This is a genomic window from Streptosporangium sp. NPDC023963 (assembly GCF_040639135.1).
GTDB lineage: Bacteria > Actinomycetota > Actinomycetes > Streptosporangiales > Streptosporangiaceae > Streptosporangium.
The window spans coordinates 84845-102608 of record NZ_JBEZZK010000019.1; the positions used below are offsets into that span (position 1 = coordinate 84845).

General features: G+C 71.3%; 14 protein-coding genes and 1 tRNA gene. 13 read left to right on the plus strand and 2 right to left on the minus strand.

Translation table 11 applies throughout. The features are described 5' to 3' along the window. The first annotated feature begins 79 nt into the window (after positions 1-79). The 12 genes from AB0F88_RS37535 (at position 80) to AB0F88_RS37590 (ending at position 12182) form a co-directional block, all read left to right on the plus strand. Positions 80-340 carry a type II toxin-antitoxin system prevent-host-death family antitoxin gene (locus tag AB0F88_RS37535; protein ID WP_362695592.1) on the plus strand — a complete coding sequence of 87 codons (261 nt, stop codon included), beginning with the start codon at positions 80-82 and terminating at the stop codon, positions 338-340. Further along, positions 325-732: a PIN domain-containing protein gene (locus tag AB0F88_RS37540; RefSeq protein WP_362695594.1), complete on the plus strand. Its 408-nt coding sequence runs from the start codon at positions 325-327 to the stop codon at positions 730-732. Before AB0F88_RS37535 ends, AB0F88_RS37540 begins: the two co-directional genes overlap by 16 nt. 301 nt (positions 733-1033) lie before the next feature. After that, positions 1034-1099 (plus strand) — tRNA-Phe (locus AB0F88_RS37545). 527 nt (positions 1100-1626) lie between these two features. Further along, positions 1627-2439 carry a hypothetical protein gene (locus AB0F88_RS37550; RefSeq protein WP_362695596.1) on the plus strand — a complete coding sequence of 271 codons (813 nt, stop codon included), beginning with the start codon at positions 1627-1629 and terminating at the stop codon, positions 2437-2439. Next, the gene (locus tag AB0F88_RS37555; protein ID WP_362695598.1) at positions 2439-2816 is read left to right on the plus strand and encodes a GntR family transcriptional regulator; all 378 of its coding nucleotides are present in this window, start codon (positions 2439-2441) and stop codon (positions 2814-2816) included. Before AB0F88_RS37550 ends, AB0F88_RS37555 begins: the two co-directional genes overlap by 1 nt. A gap of 101 nt (positions 2817-2917) precedes the next feature. Continuing rightward, on the plus strand, positions 2918-4531 hold the full coding sequence (locus AB0F88_RS37560; protein WP_362695600.1) for an alpha/beta hydrolase: 1614 nt from the start codon (positions 2918-2920) through the stop codon (positions 4529-4531). Positions 4532-4646: 115 nt separating this feature from the next. Beyond that, a complete protein-coding gene (locus tag AB0F88_RS37565; RefSeq protein ID WP_362695602.1) occupies positions 4647-6011 on the plus strand; it encodes an acyltransferase in 1365 nt (454 codons plus the stop codon). Between the two features lie 565 nt (positions 6012-6576). Then, on the plus strand, positions 6577-7497 hold the full coding sequence (locus tag AB0F88_RS37570) for an ABC transporter ATP-binding protein (RefSeq protein WP_362695604.1): 921 nt from the start codon (positions 6577-6579) through the stop codon (positions 7495-7497). Positions 7498-7555: 58 nt separating this feature from the next. Further along, complete coding sequence (locus tag AB0F88_RS37575; RefSeq protein WP_362695606.1) at positions 7556-8341, plus strand: ABC transporter permease; 786 nt, start codon at positions 7556-7558, stop codon at positions 8339-8341. A gap of 74 nt (positions 8342-8415) precedes the next feature. Then, a complete protein-coding gene (locus AB0F88_RS37580) occupies positions 8416-9696 on the plus strand; it encodes a sensor histidine kinase (protein WP_362695608.1) in 1281 nt (426 codons plus the stop codon). Further along, positions 9693-10370, plus strand: a complete 678-nt coding sequence (locus tag AB0F88_RS37585) for a response regulator transcription factor (protein ID WP_362695610.1) — start codon at positions 9693-9695, stop codon at positions 10368-10370. Before AB0F88_RS37580 ends, AB0F88_RS37585 begins: the two co-directional genes overlap by 4 nt. A 204-nt stretch (positions 10371-10574) precedes the next feature. Beyond that, on the plus strand, positions 10575-12182 hold the full coding sequence (locus AB0F88_RS37590) for a tannase/feruloyl esterase family alpha/beta hydrolase (protein WP_362695612.1): 1608 nt from the start codon (positions 10575-10577) through the stop codon (positions 12180-12182). A 169-nt stretch (positions 12183-12351) separates the two neighbouring features. On the opposite strand, the gene AB0F88_RS37595 is transcribed toward AB0F88_RS37590, so the two are convergent. Next, positions 12352-12798, minus strand: coding sequence for a VOC family protein (locus AB0F88_RS37595; protein ID WP_362695614.1), 447 nt, complete (start codon positions 12796-12798; stop codon positions 12352-12354). Between the two features lie 110 nt (positions 12799-12908). Then, the gene (locus AB0F88_RS37600) at positions 12909-15632 is read right to left on the minus strand and encodes a LuxR family transcriptional regulator (protein ID WP_362695616.1); all 2724 of its coding nucleotides are present in this window, start codon (positions 15630-15632) and stop codon (positions 12909-12911) included. Positions 15633-16128: 496 nt separating this feature from the next. On the opposite strand from AB0F88_RS37600, the gene AB0F88_RS37605 reads away from it, so the two are divergent. Beyond that, positions 16129-17646 carry an MDR family MFS transporter gene (locus AB0F88_RS37605; RefSeq protein ID WP_362695618.1) on the plus strand — a complete coding sequence of 506 codons (1518 nt, stop codon included), beginning with the start codon at positions 16129-16131 and terminating at the stop codon, positions 17644-17646. Positions 17647-17764: the final 118 nt, after the last annotated feature.

Below are 17764 nucleotides of genomic sequence, written 5' to 3' on the forward strand. Positions count from 1 at the left end.
TTCGTCTGTGACTCAGGGGGCTCGATGGCCGGTAAGAACGATCAACGAGTCCCCGTTGAAAATCAGATAGTCTGATTTCATGAAGGTGATGACTGCCACTGAGGCATCTCGAAGCTTCGCGGTCGTTCTGGATGAGGCGGAGCGAGGGGAGACGATCGTGGTCACTCGGGGGGGTAAGCGGATCGCGGTGATCGGTCCCGCGCCCGCGGCGCCGGGACGTATGGTCAAAGCCTTCCTGGCCAGGGCCGCGGGGACGCTGGACGCCGATTTCGAGGCCGATGTCGCAGCGGCCCGGGAGGCCGTCGACGACGAGATGAGGAATACGTGGCCCGACGCCTGATCCTGGACACCGGCGTACTGATCGCGGCGGAGCGGGGCAAGGCCTCCGTGGACGCGGTGATCGGGGATGCCGACGATGTGGCGGTCGCCGCGATCACCGTGGCCGAGCTGCTCGTCGGCGTGGAGCTGGCGGATGAGGCGCGCCGCCCAGGGCGACAGGCTTTTGTGGACGAGGTTCTGGCGTTGATTCCAGTCGAGGAGTACACGGCGGACGTCGCCAGGGTCCACGCTCGTCTCATGGCGCATGTGCGCCGGTCGGGAAAGACGCGGGGAGCGTACGACTTGCTGATCGCCGCGACGGCGGCCGCCACCGCCAGAATCGTGATCACGATGGATTCGTCCGCCGCGTTCGACGACTTGCCCGGAGTCCGGGCGCAGGTCGTTCCCCGCTGAACGCCGACGGCGATCTTGACGGTAACGTTCACCGTGGTCAACTGCCTCATCAAGCTCGTCAGTGGTAGGAACGTCGGCTTCTCCGTGTGGGTTGCGAAGGAGGAAGGCGCGGGGTCGGCGACGGTTGTGCGTGGACGTGGCCTTTTCCATGGCCGGCGGCGGGGATCGGTGTCGACATCGAGGATTCCCGGAATGCCTCAAGCCTCGGACGTCGGCTGAGGAATGTAAGGCCGACGACAACGTCGGCCACCGCGAGCACACGGCGACAGCCGTCCACAGCCTTCTGACCTCGTGTCCGTCGAGCGGAGCAGGGTGATCGCTCCGCCTGAAAAGCGGAGGGTCGGCGGTTCGACCCCGCCCCTGACCACAGCGACTGAGCAGCACAAACGCCCCGAGCGATTATCGTTCGGGGCTTTTTCGATCTTGGTTTAGCAACCTGAAGGATCACGCGATGGCCGTCCTCATTTCACGGCGCCATGCCCACTACCTGGGAAAACTCGTACACCACCTCCGTGGACGCAACCGGGCGCGGCGGGGTGACCCTGATCGGGCCGGCAGTCCAGGAAAAAGCTGGATCCTGCCCCGTCACGTCAACAAAGCGACTCCACGAAAGCCGGAGTACATCACCGCCTCCACCAGGCTCGGGACAGACCACCACCTCTACGGGACCAGGGGTACGTCACCGCTTCCACCAGGCTCGGGACAGACCACCGCCTCTACGGGACCAGGGGTACGTCAAAGCCTCCGGCGATCCCGGCGCGGTTCGGTCCGCGGCGACGGCCGTCGCCGAGTCGGGGCTTGCACCACCGGGACGACGAGAGCCGACGGGGCGTTGACTTTGTCGCAAGGTATGACGCATCATCTTGATACAAAGCTTGCGACAAAGGAGGCGCTATGACCCGCGAACCGCTACCGGACGCCGACCCGCCGGCGCCTGCGGCCGATCTGCGACTGGCGGGCAAGTGGCTGGCCCGGCACGGCCTGGCCGACGCCCGCCCGACCCCGCTGCTGGCCAGGCGGCTGGCGGTCCGGAGACGCGCCCGCCTCGTCGCTCATGTCATCCCGACCGTGCTGATCATCGCGAGCGGGCTGGCCGCCGCTTCCGCCTTCGGCGACGTCCCGCCGCACAACTCACCGTCGCGGCTGGCCCTGGCCGCGCTGGTGGCCGGGCTGCTGCTGGCACAGTCGCTGCTCGACGGGTGGGTGCGACGCGTCGACCAGCGGGCGGGCGCGACGCTGTCGCGCAGGGTGGCCCATCCGATCCAGCCCGGCTGGCGGGTGGTGCTCGGCCGGTCGTACGCCGTCTTCGCGGTCGCCATGTTCGCCGGTGCGATGGCGCTGGCCGGCAGCGCCCTGGCCGTTCCCGACCCCATCGTGCGGCAGCTGGCCGTCGTCCTGCTGATCGGCCTGCTCGGCGCGACGGCCATCCTCGTCATGCAGCTGCGCCACCTGCTGCGGCGCCCGGTCGTGGCGGAGGACGAGGAGTCGCTGACCGTTGACGTCATCATGCGCGTCGAGGACGCTCGCGAGCTCACCATGCCGAGCGTGTACCTGTCGCTGCCCATGGTGCTGCTGTTCGGCTCCGCGCCCGGCTGGTGGGGCGCCGCCGCGGTCGCCTACCTGATCCTGTGCCCGGTCGCGGGCATCATGCTCCGTGCCAGGACGCCGTTGAGCGCGGCGGTGGCCCGGCGGGTCGTGGACGCCTGATGATCGTCATCGACGCGGCCTCGCCGGTGCCGCCGTTCGAGCAGCTGCGGGCCCAGTTCGCCCGGCAGATCCAGGACCGCACGCTGGCCGTGGGCGCCCGGCTGCCGACCATCCGCCATCTCGCGGCCGACCTCGGCCTGGCCGTCAACACGGTCGGCCGGGCCTACCGGGAGCTGGAGGAGGCAGGGCTGATCGAGACGCGCGGGCGGGCGGGCTCGTTCGTGTCGGCCGCCGGCGAGGAGGGCCGGGAGCGGGCCCTCCGGGCCGCCGCCGACTACGCGGCCGTGATCGCCAGCGTCGGCATCGACACGGGCGAGGCGATCCGCATCGTGCAGGCGGCTCTGACATACGGCGCAACGGCACCGGCCTCGTCGTGACCGCGGACCCGGCGGTGCCGATTTCACAGTCATCGAGAAAGCGTCTGTTCCTATCGAAAAAAGGGGTACCAGTGCGATTAAGTCTGCGATCACATCTGACCGTGTTCATCGCCGCGGCGATGGTGGCCACCGTGGCGGCAGTCGCGCCCATGTCGGCCGAGGCCCGGATCGGCACGCCGGAGCCGGCGGTGGCCGAAGCCGGGGCAGCGGCTCCGGCCTGGGGCGAGTGCCCGCCGACGGCGCCCGGCGGCATAACGCGCGACCCACGCCAGCGGTGCGCGACCGTGCGGGTGCCGCTGGACTACCGCGCCCCGCGCGGGCGGAGCATCGAGATCGCGATCTCCCGGATCGGCACGGCGCAACCGGGGTCGCGTCGCGGGATCCTGCTGTCCAACCCGGGCGGCCCGGGCGGGAGCGGCCTGGACCTGCCCAGCAGGCTGGCGGTCGTACTGCCGCCCGAGGTCCTGAACCAGTACGACCTGATCGGCTTCGATCCGCGGGGGATCGGCCACAGCGCCCCGGTCACCTGTGGCCTCGATCTCATGGAGCAGTTCACGCTGCTGCTGCCCTACCCCGCGCCGGACGGCGGCATCGAGCGCAACGTCGCCTTCGCGCGAGACACCGCGGCCGCGTGCGCCGAGCATTCCGGCGACCTGCTTCCGTTCATCACCACGGCCAACACGGCCCGGGACATGGACCGCATCCGAGCCGCGCTCGGTGAGCCGAAACTGTCCTACTTCGGCCTCTCCTACGGCACCTACCTGGGAGCCGTCTACCTCTCGTTGTTCCCCGGACGGGGCGATCGGATCGTGATGGACAGCGCCGTCGATCCGGGCCTGGCATGGCGGGACATGTGGCGGACCTGGAACGAGGCGGTCGCGGTGCGTCTGCCCGACCTTCTCGCCTTCGCGGCCGAGCGGGACGCCGTCTACCACCTCGGCGCGACGCCGGACGAGGTGCGGCGCACCTACGACCGGCTGATCGTGGCCCTGGACCGAAAGCCCCTGGTATACCCGGACAACCCCGTGCTCGACGGCAACGCCCTGCGCGAGATCACTCGATCGGGACTCTACTTCGACGGCTTCTTCCCCTCCATCGCCGAATTCTGGCGGGAGATCGCGGCCGCCACCTCGGGATCCCCTTTGGACCCCGCCGTCCTGGCGCGACCGGACCGGCCGGGCTCTTTCGGCAGGGCCGGCGGCGGTGGCACCGGGACGGCGGAGGTACCGGCGGACAACCACGTCGCCGCGCTCTACGCGGTGGTCTGCGATGACGCGGCCTGGCCGCGCAGCGTGGCGCTGCACGCCCGGCAGGTCACGGCCGACCGGCGGGCGTGGCCGGTGACGGCGGGCATGCCCTCGAACCTCTGGCCGTGCGCGGCGTGGCACAGCCGGCCGGTGGAGCCGCCGGTGACGGTGACCGGTCACGGGCCGCGCAACGTGCTGATCCTGCAGAACACCCGTGATCCCTCCACGTCCCTGGTGAGCGCCCGCGGCCTGCGCGCCGCGCTCGGACGGCGAGCCGTCATGATCACGGTCGACCAGGGCGGCCACGGCGTCGTCGGGCTGGGCAGCTGCGCCGACGAGGCGATGGTCGTCTTCCTGGCCACCGGGGCACTGCCCGGGCGGGACCGCCTCTGCCCGGCTCCGTCACCGGCCGGCGCCGACGCCCGCTCCACCCCCTCGCCGTACATCCCTTCCGTGGGACCGCTGTAGGGCCGTTGCCCGCGGACTGGCGTGTGCCGGTGGATCGCATCGATCCTCATGGACGAGAAGCCGCTTGATATGACGTGGATGGAGGAACGTTCTCATCATGTCGAGCGTCGGTGACATGGCAGCGCACCTTGTCCGGGTCGTTCATCGGATGACGCGGCAGGTGCGGCAACTGGCCGAGCGAACACCGCCGCAGCGGGAGCGCCATGTCGACCTGCTGCGCGCCGTCGCGATCACGGCGGTCGTCGTCGGGCACTGGCTGGCGATCTATGTGACCCGCGACGGCAGGGGCTTCCAGGGCGCGAGCATCCTCCAGCTCGCCTCGTGGACCCATCCGCTGACGTGGCTGTTCCAGGTGATGCCGCTGTTCTTCCTGGTGGGCGGCTTCGCGAACGCCACGTCCTTCACCTCCCATCTCAGGCGAGGCGGCAATGCCACGGGCTGGGTGCTGGGCCGGACCGCTCGGCTTCTGCGCCCGACGACGATGCTGCTGGGCGGGCTGGCGGTGGCGGCTCTGACGGCCGGGGTTCTGGGTGCCGAGCCCGACCTGATCGGCGTGGCGGTCTGGCTGGCCTCGATCCCGTTGTGGTTCCTGGTCGCCTACATCGCCGTGACGGTCCTCACCCCGCCGATGTACGCCTTGCACCGGCGTGCGGGCCTGGCCGTGCCGATCATCCTGGCGGTCCTGGTCGGCGGGGGCGACCTGGCCCGTCTGGTACTGACCGTTCCCTACGTGGGCCAGGCGAATTTCCTGCTCGCCTGGCTGGCCGTGCATCAACTCGGTTTCGCCTGGCAGGACGGGCACCTGCCGTCCCGGCGGAGCGTGGCTCTACCGATGGCGGCGGCCGGGTTCGTCGCCCTCGTGCTGCTCACGGTGGTCGGCCCCTATCCGGTCAGCATGGTGGGGTTCGGCGGGGAGGAGATACGGAACACCTCCCCGCCTACGCTGGCCCTTCTGGCTCTGGCCGTCACGCAGACGGGAATCGCCCTGTGGACGCGTGACCGGGGGAACCGGTGGCTGCGACGGCCGGGCCCGTGGACCGTCGTCGTGGCGGTCAACCTGGTGATCATGACGCTTTTCCTCTGGCACATGACCGCCGTCGTGATCGGCGTCCTGGTGCTCCACGGAACGGCGGTGATGCCCGACGCCACGCCCGGGTCGGCGCTCTGGTTGCTCCTGCGCGTTCCATGGCTCGCCTGCCTGGCGCTGGTTCTCGCCCTTCTCGTCGCGGTGTTCGGGCGTTTCGAGCATCGTACGGGGCCGCGGGCCGATCCCGTGGGTACGGTGAAAGGCGTGTGGCCCACCGCACTGACGATCGCCGGGGTCGGGGCCGTGCTCGCCGGGCTTCTGGCCCTCGCTCTGGCCGGCCTGGGCTACCACGGGCCGGTGGGCCTGCCCGTGAGGGTGCTGGTCGCCTACTTCGGCGGTGTCGCCCTCCTGGGTCTCGTCCGCCGGCGATATTCGCGTCCGGCGCAGGAGTGATCGGGGCGGGCATCCTGGAGCCGCCCCTCCCCGCCGATCGGATGGTGGGTGTCGCCCGGATCAAGGTGCGGGGAGTTCACCCGTGCGAAGCAGCACGAGGCCTTCTTCGTGCCATTCGGAGCGGTCTGTGGCCGGAGGCAGTTCTACTCCCGCGAGTCCGGCCGGGGCGGAGAACTGTTGCCGTAGCCGTTCCACGAGCTGTTCGGCCTGCCTGAGCGTCTCCGACAGGTCGTCCGGAGCCTCGACGCTGAGGCCGAGACACGGCGGCACGAACCCAGCGTATTCGCGTCGCCGTGGACCGGAGAAGACCGTCCTCCGACGCCGCCGGCATGAGGAATCCCGGTCCTTCGTCACCTTCGGGGAGGCAGGTCCCGCCGGTGTCCCCGTTCCGCTCGTCCGGGTCGCGATCAGCCGATCGGTGGATGGCGACCACCACCCGGTGGGTCCGATCTCCCCGCCGAACGGCGGCCAGGTCCCGTCCACCGGTCAATGTTCGAACGAGTGCCGCCGTAGAAGGGTGGACATAGCCAGCCGCTGACGGACCTGAGGCCGAGAGGACACGCACATGCCGCCAGTCATAGAGGTACGCAACCTCCACAAGCGCTATGAGGACAAGGTCGCCGTCGAGGACGTCTCGCTCACCGTCCAGGAGGGTGAGATCTTCGGAATCCTCGGCCCGAACGGTGCCGGCAAGACGACGACCGTGGAGTGCATCGAGGGACTCCGCGTGCCGGACCGGGGCGAGATCGAGGTACTCGGGCTCGATCCCCGCCGGGACCACGCCGAGCTGACCCGGCGGCTCGGCGTCCAGTTGCAGGCCGGCCACCTCCCCGAGCGGCTACAGGTCGCCGAGGCCCTGGAGCTCTACAGCTCCTTCTACCCCCAGCCCGCCGACTGGCGCGCGCTGCTGGACGGTCTCGGCCTGGCGGACAAGGCGAAGACCAGGTACGCCAAGCTGTCCGGCGGCCAGAAGCAGCGGCTTTCCATCGCGCTGGCACTCGTCGGCAGCCCTCAGATGGCGATCCTCGACGAGCTCACCACCGGTCTCGACCCGCAGGCACGGCGCGACACCTGGGATCTGATCGAGGACGTGCGCTCCCGCGGGGTGACGATCGTGCTGGTCACCCACTTCATGGAGGAGGCCGAGCGGCTGTGCGACCGGCTCGCGCTGATCGACGCGGGCCGCGTCGTCATGGTGGACACCCCGGCCGGCCTGGCCGAGCGGGCCCGTATCGAGCAGCGGATCCAGTTCCGCCCGTCCAGGCAGATGGACGACGAGCTGCTGACGAGCCTGCCCGAAGTCTCCAGCGTCACCCGCCGGGGCGAGCTGGTCATCGTCAACGGCAACAGCGACGCGCTCAACGCCGTCACCGCCGTACTGGCCCGCAACCAGATCGTGGCCGAACGGCTGCGCGTCGAGCAGGCGAGCCTGGAGGACGCGTTCGTCCAGCTGACCGGCAAGCGCCTCGAATCCGGCCCCCGGTAACGGATCACAGAGAGACCCGGCCCCCGGTAACGAATCACAGAGAGAGGACCTCATACCCATGCCATCCCCGCGCACCGCCGTATCCCCCGTCACCGCCGAGCGAGGTTCCGCGACGTGGCGGCTCATCAAGGCCGAGAGCACGTTGTGCGTCCGTGACAAGGTCGCCCCCCTCTGGGGTATCGGCTTCCCGCTGGTCCTATTGATCATCCTCGGCAGCGTCTCCGATCTGCGGGAGCCCGTGGAGGCCGGCGGCGGCCTGACGTACTTCGACCTCTACGTCCCTGTTCTGATCCTGTTCAATCTGGCCATCCTGGCCACGGCCTCCCTGCCGACCACGCTCGCGGGGTACCGGGAGAACGGCGTGCTGCGGCGCATGCGGACCACGCCGGTCGGCCCGGCCCGCGTGCTCGCCGCCCAGCTCGTGGCCAACTTCGCCATCGCGGTCGTCGCGATGGTCCTGTTCCTCGCGGTCGCCGAATTCGGCTTCGGCGTCGGCCTGCCGGAGCACCTTCCCGGTTTCACCCTCGCCTGGCTGCTCGCGGCGGCCGCGCTGCTCGCGATCGGCCTGCTGATCACCGCGCTCGCGCCCGGGCGCGGCCCGGCCACGGCGATCGGCACGGTCCTGTTCTTCCCGCTGATGTTCTTCGCCGGACTCTGGGTGCCGATCTCGCAGATGCCGCCGCTGCTGCGGGACATCGCCCCCTACACCCCGCTCGGGGCGGGCATGGGGGCGTTCCAGGACGCGTACCTGGGTCACTTTCCGTCCGCCGCGCCGCTGTTGACCCTGGCGGCCTACGCGGTGGTGTGCGCGTTCGTCGCGGTCCGCTGGTTCCGCTGGGAGTAGACGCCGGGAGTAGACGCCGGGAGTGGATGCCCGCAATGGACGCCGGGAATAGAATCTCGCGGGGAGAGAGAATCTTGAGCAGGAAGATTTCGCGACAGCCGCCGTTCCTTCTGGTCAACGTGGTGCCGTACGCGCTGCTGGTGCTCCTCGTCGTGATCCTGATGATCGTGGAGGACTGGGCGGGCGGCTCCCCGCTCATCGACCTCGGCCTGTGCGGGCTGGCGGCCGCGTGGATGCTCGGCATGTTCACCCTGCGTCCCGGCTGGTGGGACCGGCCACGGGTCATGGGGGTGTTCATCGCGGGGCTGCTCGTGATCACCGCGGTCCTGGTGATCCGTCACCCCGTTTTCGGGCTCTTCACCCCTGCCGCCTACATCTACTCCTTCACGGTCCTGCGCTGGCCGTGGCGGCTGCTGGGCGTGGCCGCCACGGCGGTCCTGGCCGGTACGGCGCAGGCGTCCGGCGTCCCCAAGGCGGACGCGCTCGGCCTGGCGATGCACGTGACCATCGTCGCCTTCAACATCGCCATGATGTGCGGCTGCGCCTGGGTCCTGCGGCTCGCCGAGAAGGAGGAGGAGCGGCGCGAGCAGACCCTCGAAGAGCTGAGCCGGACGAACCGGCTGCTGGAGGCGTCGCTCGCCGAGAACGCCGGCCTGCACGCCCAGCTGCTCGCTCAGGCCAGGGAGGCGGGCGTGCTCGACGAGCGCCGGCGGATGGCCCGCGAGATCCACGACACCCTGGCGCAGGGGCTCACCGGCATCATCGCGCAGCTCCAGGCGGCCGAGCAGATGCACGAGGTCCCGGCGCCGTGGCGCCGGCCCTTCTCCGCCGTCAAGACGCTGGCGAGGGAGAGCCTGGCCGAGGCCCGGCGTTCGGTCGACGCGCTGCGGCCCGAGCCGCTGGAAACCGCGCGCCTGAGCGACGCGCTCGCCGACGTCGCCGACCGGTGGTCGAGGTTGCACGGGCTCGCCGTCCAGGTCACGACGACCGGAACGGTGCGGCCGATGACACCGGAGGCCGAGTTCGCGCTGCTGCGCACGGCACAGGAGGCGCTGGCCAACGTGGCCAAGCACGCGCGCGCGACCAGGGTCGGAGTGACGCTGTCCTACCTGGAACACGAGGTGGCGTTGGACGTGCGCGACGACGGCAGGGGCTTCGAACCCTCGGGTCTCGAAGCGGGCACGGTCGGGAACGGCGCGCCGCGGCCGCCGTCCCCCGGTGGCGGGTTCGGCCTGACCATCATGCGGCAGCGCGTCGAAGGGCTGTCCGGGAGCCTGCGGATCGAGTCCGAGCCCGGCGCCGGCACCGGGATCTCGGCCTGCATCCCCATCCTGCCGGCCGGGAGCCACACATGACCGATCGCACGGCCGAGCCGGCAGCCGAGACCCCGATCCGGCTGCTGATCGCGGACGACCATCCCATCGTCAGGGACGGGCTGAGCAGCATGTTCGCCTCCGCGCCCGGATTCGAGGTGCTGGGCGAGGCCGGGGACGGCGCCGCGGTCGTGCGGCTCGCCAAGGAGCTCCGGCCCGACGTGATCCTGATGGACCTGCGCATGCCGGGCATGGACGGGCTGGCCGCGATCACCGAGCTGAGCAGGCTCGGCGTCACCGCGCGCGTGCTGGTTCTGACCACCTACGACACCGACACCCACGTACTGCCGGCGATCGAGGCGGGCGCGACCGGCTACCTGCTCAAGGACTCTCCCCGGGAGGACCTGCTGCGCGGTGCGCGGGCCGCCGCCAAGGGTGAGAGCGTCCTGTCTCCCTCGGTGGCCGCCCGGCTGATGAACCGGGTCAGGACACCCGCCCCGCAACTGCTCAGCCGGCGGGAGCTCGAGGTCCTCGAACTCGTGGCGGCCGGGAACACCAACCGTGAGGCGGCCGCCCGGCTGTTCATCACCGAGGCCACGGTCAAGAGCCACCTGCTGAACATCTACGCCAAGCTCGGCGTGGGGGACCGCGCCGCCGCCGTCACCGAGGCGTTCAACCGGCGACTGCTCACCCCCGAAACGCGGGACCCGCTCTGACAGGGATGGCTGGAAGCCCTCTCCGAAGGACGACGGTGAAGGAGTGAGCCGCTTCGTCAAGCCCGTCGGCGGTAGGGACGCCGACCTCTGACCCATCCATGTGACCAGGCTCATAGCCGGTTTCCCCCTCGCGTCCCGGCCAGGGGGCGCCCCAGGGTGTCTCCCTGGGGCGAGGCCCGCGGGTCTCACGTGAGGGTGTCGGGCATGAAACGACGCTTGATCGTCCTGATGGCGGCGGTATCGGCGGTGACGGCGCTGGCGCCGACGGCCGCCGACGCCGTCTCCCGCGACAGCGGCCCCGTGGCCGCGACCTGTGCCGCCGTTCCCGTCTCCGCGCCCTCCGGCACCAAGGTGGAGTCGGTGAAGGCGGTCGCCAACGCCGGCGGAACCGTCACGTTCCCCGCCGCTCCTCCGCTGCACCCCCAGGAGGAGACGCTCACCGACGTGCCGGCCTGGTGTGACGTCACCGTCACGGTGAGCCACCCGGGCGCGAACGACCACGTCAACATCAAGATCCTGCTGCCCCAGGACAGGAAGGACTGGACCGGGAGGTTCCAGGCGCTCGGCGGCAGCGCCTACCTCGCCGGTGACTTCAACGGCTCTTCGCTGGCCGGCGCGGTGAAGGCCGGGTACGTCGCCGCGGCCACCGACGCCGGTGTCGGCGCGAACCCGCTCGACGTCAGCGGCTGGGCGCTCACCCCGGCCGGTAAGGTCGACACCCCGCTGCTGAAGAACTTCGCCTCCCGCTCGCTGCACGACATGGCCGTCATCGGCAAGGACGTGGCGAAGAGGTTCTACGACCGGTCCGTGAGTTACTCGTACTGGAACGGCTGCTCGACCGGCGGCCGCCAGGGGTACGCGGAGGCCCAGGACCACCCGACGGACTTCGACGGGATCCTGGCCAAGGCGCCGGCGCTCAGCTGGGACCGGTTCGCGGTCGCCACGCTCTGGTCGCAGGCCGTCTTCAACGAGGAGAAGGTCGCGCCGACCCCGTGTGAACTGACGGCGTTCAACACCGCAGCGGTCAAGGCATGCGACTCCCTCGACGGGGTCAAGGACGGCATCATCGACGACCCGCGGAAATGCGACTGGGACGCCCGGCGGCTGGCCGGCACCAAGATCGACTGTAACGGGAAGGAGATCACGATCTCCCGCGCCACCGCCGACGCGGTGCGCAGGATCTGGGCCGGACCGGTCTCCTCCTCCGGCCGGAGGCTCTGGTACGGGCCGAACAAGGGCGCGAGCCTCGACGCCCTGGCCACTCCCGGCACGCCGTTCACCGTCGCCGACAGCTGGGTCAAGTACTTCGTGAAGCGGAACCCGTCGTTCGACACCACGAAGCTCACCTACGCGTCGTTCGAGCAGATCTTCCGCGCGTCGCAGCTGCGGTTCAACGACGTCATCGGCACCGACGACCCGAACCTGTCGGCGTTCGCGAAGGCCGGAGGCAAGCTGCTGAGCTGGCACGGCCAGAACGACGAGCTGGTCCCCACCCAGGGCACGATCGCCTACCGCGAGCGAGTCAACCGGGCCCTCGGCGGAGACAGGCGGGTCGACGACTTCTACCGCCTGTTCCTGCTGCCCGGTGTGAACCACTGCTTCGGCGGCCCCGGCCCGTACCCGACCGACGACCTGGGCGCGCTGGTCAACTGGGTGGAGAAGGGTCAGGCTCCGGCCACCCTCGCCGCCTCGGCCCCCGGCGCCGGCGGCGAGACCGTCACGCGCGACGTCTGCCGCTACCCGATGGTGGCCCGCTACACCGGCCACGGTGACACGGCCTCGGCCGCGAACTACCGCTGCGTCACCGCCTGACCTCGTCCGAACGACGCGGCGGCCCCGGCACTCCCGCCGGGGCCGCCGCCCTGTACCCGCCCACCGGACTCGTCCACGCCCGCGGCGACGCCGCCCGGCCCGGCGGGGGAGGGCCCGGCGCGTCGACTGGCCCTCGCCGTCACCCGGCCGGCGCGTCCACGGCCCGGCCTCAGCGGCCGGGGAGGCGCTCGGTGACCTCCTGCAGCAGGAAGCCGTTGCCGTCGGGATCGCTGAACGAGGCGAACGAGCCGTACGAGGGGCGGCCGGGGTAGAAACCGGGAACCCGCTTCTCGGTGCCCGCGTGGTGGAAGACGCCGCCCTCGTCGTGGAAGATCTCGCTGACCTCGACGCCGCGGTCGACCAGGTCGGCCCGGGCCTCCTCGATGTCACGCACGATCAGGTGAACGTTCTCCACCGACCCGGGCGCCGCGGTACCGATGCCCTTGCCCACGATGATCGAGCAGTGGGAGCCCGGCGGGGTGAAGTGCACGACCCGGAAGTCCTGATCGGCGACGTAGTCGATGTCCTCGCGGAAACCGATCCGCCTGTAGAACTCCTTGGCCCGGCCGACGTCGGCCACCGGCAGCACGATCACCTCAAGCTGGTAGTCCACCATTGTCCCCACTCCTCCACGGTCACGGCGGTGCCGTTCGGCATCCGGCATTCACAATCATGTGCGGAGCAGGGCGTTCGCCCCAGGGTGACACCCTGGTGGCGGCCCTGGGATCACCTGTCGCGCAGGGCGGAGGCCAGCTCGCGGCGGGAGCCGATGCCGAGCTTGGTGAAGACTTTGCGCAGGTGCCATTCGACGGTGCGCGGACTGAGGAACAGCACGGCGCCGATCTCCGGGTTGGTGCGCCCCGCCACGGCCAGACGCGCGATCTGCGCCTCCTGGGGGGTGAGCTCCTCCCGCGCGCCCGGGGTCCGCTTGCGCACCGTCTCGCCGGTGGCGGCCAGTTCCCGGCCGGCCCGCTCGGCGAAACCGTCCGCACCGATCGTGGTGAACGCCTCGTGGGCGAGCCGCAGCTGCGTCCGGGCGTCGGCCCGCCGGTTCTCCCGCCGCAGCCACTCACCGTAGAGCAGCCGGGCCCGGGCGGCCTGCAGGCCGAGCCGCGTCGCGGCCAAACGCTCGATCGCCTCCCGGTAGTGCTTCTCGACCGGCCCGGCCGGGACCGCGAGCGCGTCCGCGAGAGCCTGGGCGCCGCGTGCCCAGTTCGTGTCGACGGCACGCGTCCGGGCGGCGAGGCGGTCACGCGCCTCGACCGCGACGGCGTCCGCCCCGGCGCGGGCGGCGGCCTCGACCAGCTCGCCGAGCGTCCACTGCAGGACGGCGGGGTCTTCGTGCCGAGCCGCCTCGAGGGCCGCCCTCAGCGCCGCCGGGTACTGGCCGAGCCCGTTGAACAGCACCGCCCTGCTGTATCCGGCGACGGCGAGCAACCATCCCAGGCCGCCCGCCTCGGCGTTCCCGACCAGCGCCTCGTTGAGTTCCAGCGCCGGCTCCTCGCGTCCGCGGTGCGCGGCCAGGATGACCGCGGTGGCCGGATGCGGGGACGAGCCGGTGGCGTTCCCGAGGGCCTCGGCCTCGTCGATCAGGTCCGACGCGTCGGTGAAGCGGCCGGCGTAGATCAGCGCGGTGGCGCGGAAGGTCAGCGCGCTCGGCAGGAGGGACAGCGCGCCGGTCTCGCGGGCGTGACCGACGGCCCGCTCGGTCCCGGTGAGAAACGCCACGTCGTCCCACACCTCGTGCATGACCATCCCGTTCAGCCAGACCAGGTCCAGGTCGTTGGCCGGGATGCCGGCGGCCAGGACGCGGGTGAACAGCGGCACCGCCGCCGCGTGCCCCTCCAGGATCCACGCCGTCAGCCCCGCGAGGAGCAGCCCGGCCGGCTCCTCGCCCGCGGGAACGCCGCGGGCGGCCTCTGCCGCCCGGCGCAGGTCGCCACCGCCGAGCGACCCCGCGTTCACGGCCGCGCCGATCGCCGCCAGGTAGGTCTCCCGGGCCGCGGCGGGGTCCAGCGCCTCCAGGCGGCGTGCGGCCGAGAGCAGCGGCGGCACGGCCGCCCGCCCGGCGTTGAGCGCGAACGCGACCCTGGCGCGCAGCCGTTCCACTCCGGCCCGCTGCACCGGATCCAGCGGGCCGAGTTCGGCGGCGGCCAGCAGGTCCGGCACCTCGGCGAGGGCTCCGGCGGCGAACCGGGCCGTCGCGGCGGCCAGGACGCGCCCGGCGCGCCTCGCCGGATCGGGGGTGAGCTCCGCCGCGCGCTCCAGGAAGGCCGCGGCCGCCGCCCGGCCGCCACGGGTCATCGCCCGGCCGGCCGACCGCTCCAGCTCGCCGGCGACCTCCTCGTCCGGTCCCAGCGCGGCGTGCGCCCGGTGCCAGGCACGGCGGTCGGGCTCCTGCTCGGGATCGGTCACCTCGGCGAGCGCCCGGTGCACCGCGCGCAGCTCGGCGGGCTCGGCGGAGCGCCGGCCGGCCGAGCGGACCAGCGGATGCCGGAACCGGACCCGGGTCCCGATCTCGACCAGGCCCGCGGCCGCCGCGGGTGCCGCGGCATCCGTCCCGACGTCCAGCCGTTCGAGCGCGCGCCACAGCAGCGGCACGTCGCCGACCGGTTCGACGGCGGCGGTGAGCAGCAGCGTGCGGGTGTCCGGCGGCAACGCGGCGATGCGCCGCTGGAAGCCCTCCTCGACCCGGCTCACCAGTGGCGTCGTGCTGTGCCCGCCGAACCCGAACGCCAGTTCCGCCGGCGTGAGGTCGCGCGGCAGTTCGAGCAGGGCCAGCGGGTTGCCGCGGGTCTCGGCGACGATCCGGTCGCGTACGCGGGCGTCGACCGGCCCGGGCAGTACGGAGTCCAGCAGCGCCCGCGCGTCCGCGTCGGGAAGACCCTCGACGCGCAGTTCCGGCAGCCCTCCGAGGATCCGCTCGTCGCCCGGGCCGCGCGCCGCGAAGACCAGGGCGACCGACTCGGAGTCCAGCCGGCGGGCGACGAAGGTGAGGATCACCTCCGACATCCGGTCCATCCACTGCACGTCGTCCACCGCGCAGACCAGCGGCCGCTCCGACGCGGCCTCGGCGAACAGCCCGAGCACGGCGAGCCCGACGAGCAACGTGTCCGGCGGATCACCGGCGCTGAGGCCGAATCCGGTGGCGAGCGCGTCCCGCTGCGGCCCGGGCAGCCGGTCGAGATGGCCCAGCAGCGGCGCGCAGAGTTGCTGGAGCGCGGAGTAGGCGATCTCGGTCTCCTGCTCCACCCCTGCCGCGCGGGCCACCTGGCCGGCCGACGCGGCCTCGGCGAGGTAGTCCAGCAGGGCGGTCTTGCCCACTCCGGCCTCGCCGCGCAGCACCAGCACCCGGCTCCGCCCGGCGCGGACGTCACGCAGCAGCCGGTCGAGCGCCTCCTGCTCGCGTCGCCGCCCCCGCAGCGCGGAAGTCCTGGTGTTGATCGGCACGTAACCCCCCTGCCGGGGAGGCTACAACACGCCTGATTCCGCGGCGGACAAGTGGCACCGAACTCCGTGACGTGCCGAAACACCGGGCCGGCGTGCCGGAGGACCATGGAGGTTCGGACAGCGACGCGGAGTCTCGGCGATCATGTGGGCGGCGTGCCGAGCCCTGCCGGCGCTCCGCCGAGACGTACGAACCAGGGATCGACGACCTTTCCGGTTCGTGGTGTTCGTCACCATGGCCCGGTCCTCGGGACGGCCGGTGCGCGAGGCGTCCGCGCAGGTCACAGGGCAATTCGGGTGTTCCTGGGCGTGATCTGGAGATGTCGTCCCCGGTGAAAACCGGGTGACATTTCACTTCTCCCGCCGGAATGCTGAGGGCGGGCGATGAGTTTTGTCGGTGGTGTCGGTCATTCTTTGCAGACCACGACTTCTCGTGAGACCCGACGCCGTAACGCCGGCGATGACCATGCACCACGTCCGACAACCCGATCGAGGTTCCGTGCACAGCCCACAGCTCGACTCACCCGCCAAGCCCGCGACAGCCGCCCCAGGTCGCACCCCGGCTGTGATCCGGCTGCTGGTGCTCGCCACATTCGTGGTCATCCTCAACGAGACGATCCTGATCAACGGGATCCCGCAGGTGATGAGCGCGCTGCACATCACCGAGCAGACCGCGCAGTGGCTCTCGACCGCCTTCCTGCTGACCATGGCCGTTGTCATCCCGATCACCGGGTGGTTCCTGCAGCGGGTCTCCACCCGCGGCGCTTACACCACCGCGATGGGCCTGTTCCTGCTCGGTACGTTGCTGGCCGCCGTCGCGCCGTCGTTCGGGGTGCTGCTGGGCGCTCGCATCATCCAGGCGGCCGGGACGGCCGTGATGATGCCGCTGCTGATGACCACGCTGATGCAGGTGGTGCCCGAGGGCGACCGAGGGCGGGTGATGGGCAGCGTCTCCCTGGCCATCTCGGTCGCGCCCGCCATGGGCCCGGCGGTCTCGGGGGTGATCCTCCAGTTCGGGTCCTGGCGAATGCTGTTCGCCGTGGTGCTCCCCATCGCCGCCCTGATCACCTGGGGCGGCCTGAAGCAGCTCAAGAACGTCGGAGAGCCGCGGTTCAGCACCGTCGACTGGCTGAGCGTGGTGACCGCGGGCGGCGGCTTCGGCGGCCTGGTCTACGGGCTGAGCCGGTTCGAGAGCGGTGACGCCCGCGTCGCCGTCGCGATCGTGGTGGCCGGGCTGGTCGCCATCGCCGTCTTCGTCTTCCGCCAGCTGTCGCTGCAGAAGCGCGGCGTGCCGCTGCTGGATCTGCGCACCCTGCGCTACCGCACCTACACGGTCGCGCTGATCCTGATGGCGGTGGCCTTCATGTCGATGTTCGGCTCGATGATCCTGCTGCCGCTGTATCTGCAGAACGTCCGCGGGCTCAGCGCCCTGCAGACCGGGCTCCTCGTGATGCCGGGCGGCCTCGCGATGGGGCTGCTCAGTCCGACCGTCGGCCGCCTGTTCGACCGGTTCGGTGGCCGGGTTCTGGTCATCCCCGGCTCGATCGGGATCACGCTCGCGCTCGTCGGCTTCACCCAGGTCACGATGACCATGCCGTTCTGGCAGCTTCTCGGTCTGCACGCGTTGCTGATGGTGGGGCTGGCCGCGGTCTTCACCCCGGTGTTCACCCTCGGGCTCGGAGCGGTCCCGCCGCCGCTCTACTCCCACGCCAGCTCGATCCTGAGCACGCTGCAACAGGTCGCCGGGGCCGTCGGTATCGCTCTCGTGATCACCGTGATGAGCGCGCGAACCGACAACCTGAGAGCCGCGGGGGTCACGGAGACGCTCGCCAACCTCGACGGCATGCGGCTGGCCTTCATCATCGGCGCGGCGCTGTCCGTGGCCGTGGTCGTCGCCGCCCTGCTCCTGCCCGCCCGGGCGGACAACGCCGGCAAGACCGACGAGACCGACGAGGCCGGAAAGCCTGGCGAGACCGACCAGACCGAGGAGACCCGGCCGGTGGAGCAGCCGGTCTGACGACGGTGGGACGGGACGCCGCGACCTCCCTCGCCGGGGTGGCCGTCACCGGAGAGTTCTCCGGTGACGGCCACCCCGGCGGCGCTTGACCTCGCCCACCTGACCTTCACCGCACCCG

Excerpts from the sequence above, each read along its gene's own strand:
- AB0F88_RS37535 (WP_362695592.1), top strand. The coding sequence starts at position 80 with ATGAAGGTGATGACTGCCACTGAGGCATCTCGAAGCTTCGCGGTCGTT.
- AB0F88_RS37550 (WP_362695596.1), top strand. The coding sequence starts at position 1,627 with ATGACCCGCGAACCGCTACCGGACGCCGACCCGCCGGCGCCTGCGGCC.
- AB0F88_RS37555 (WP_362695598.1), top strand. The coding sequence starts at position 2,439 with ATGATCGTCATCGACGCGGCCTCGCCGGTGCCGCCGTTCGAGCAGCTG.
- AB0F88_RS37565 (WP_362695602.1), top strand. The coding sequence starts at position 4,647 with ATGGCAGCGCACCTTGTCCGGGTCGTTCATCGGATGACGCGGCAGGTG.
- AB0F88_RS37570 (WP_362695604.1), top strand. The coding sequence starts at position 6,577 with ATGCCGCCAGTCATAGAGGTACGCAACCTCCACAAGCGCTATGAGGAC.
- AB0F88_RS37575 (WP_362695606.1), top strand. The coding sequence starts at position 7,556 with ATGCCATCCCCGCGCACCGCCGTATCCCCCGTCACCGCCGAGCGAGGT.
- AB0F88_RS37585 (WP_362695610.1), top strand. The coding sequence starts at position 9,693 with ATGACCGATCGCACGGCCGAGCCGGCAGCCGAGACCCCGATCCGGCTG.
- AB0F88_RS37590 (WP_362695612.1), top strand. The coding sequence starts at position 10,575 with ATGAAACGACGCTTGATCGTCCTGATGGCGGCGGTATCGGCGGTGACG.
- AB0F88_RS37595 (WP_362695614.1), bottom strand. The coding sequence starts at position 12,798 with ATGGTGGACTACCAGCTTGAGGTGATCGTGCTGCCGGTGGCCGACGTC.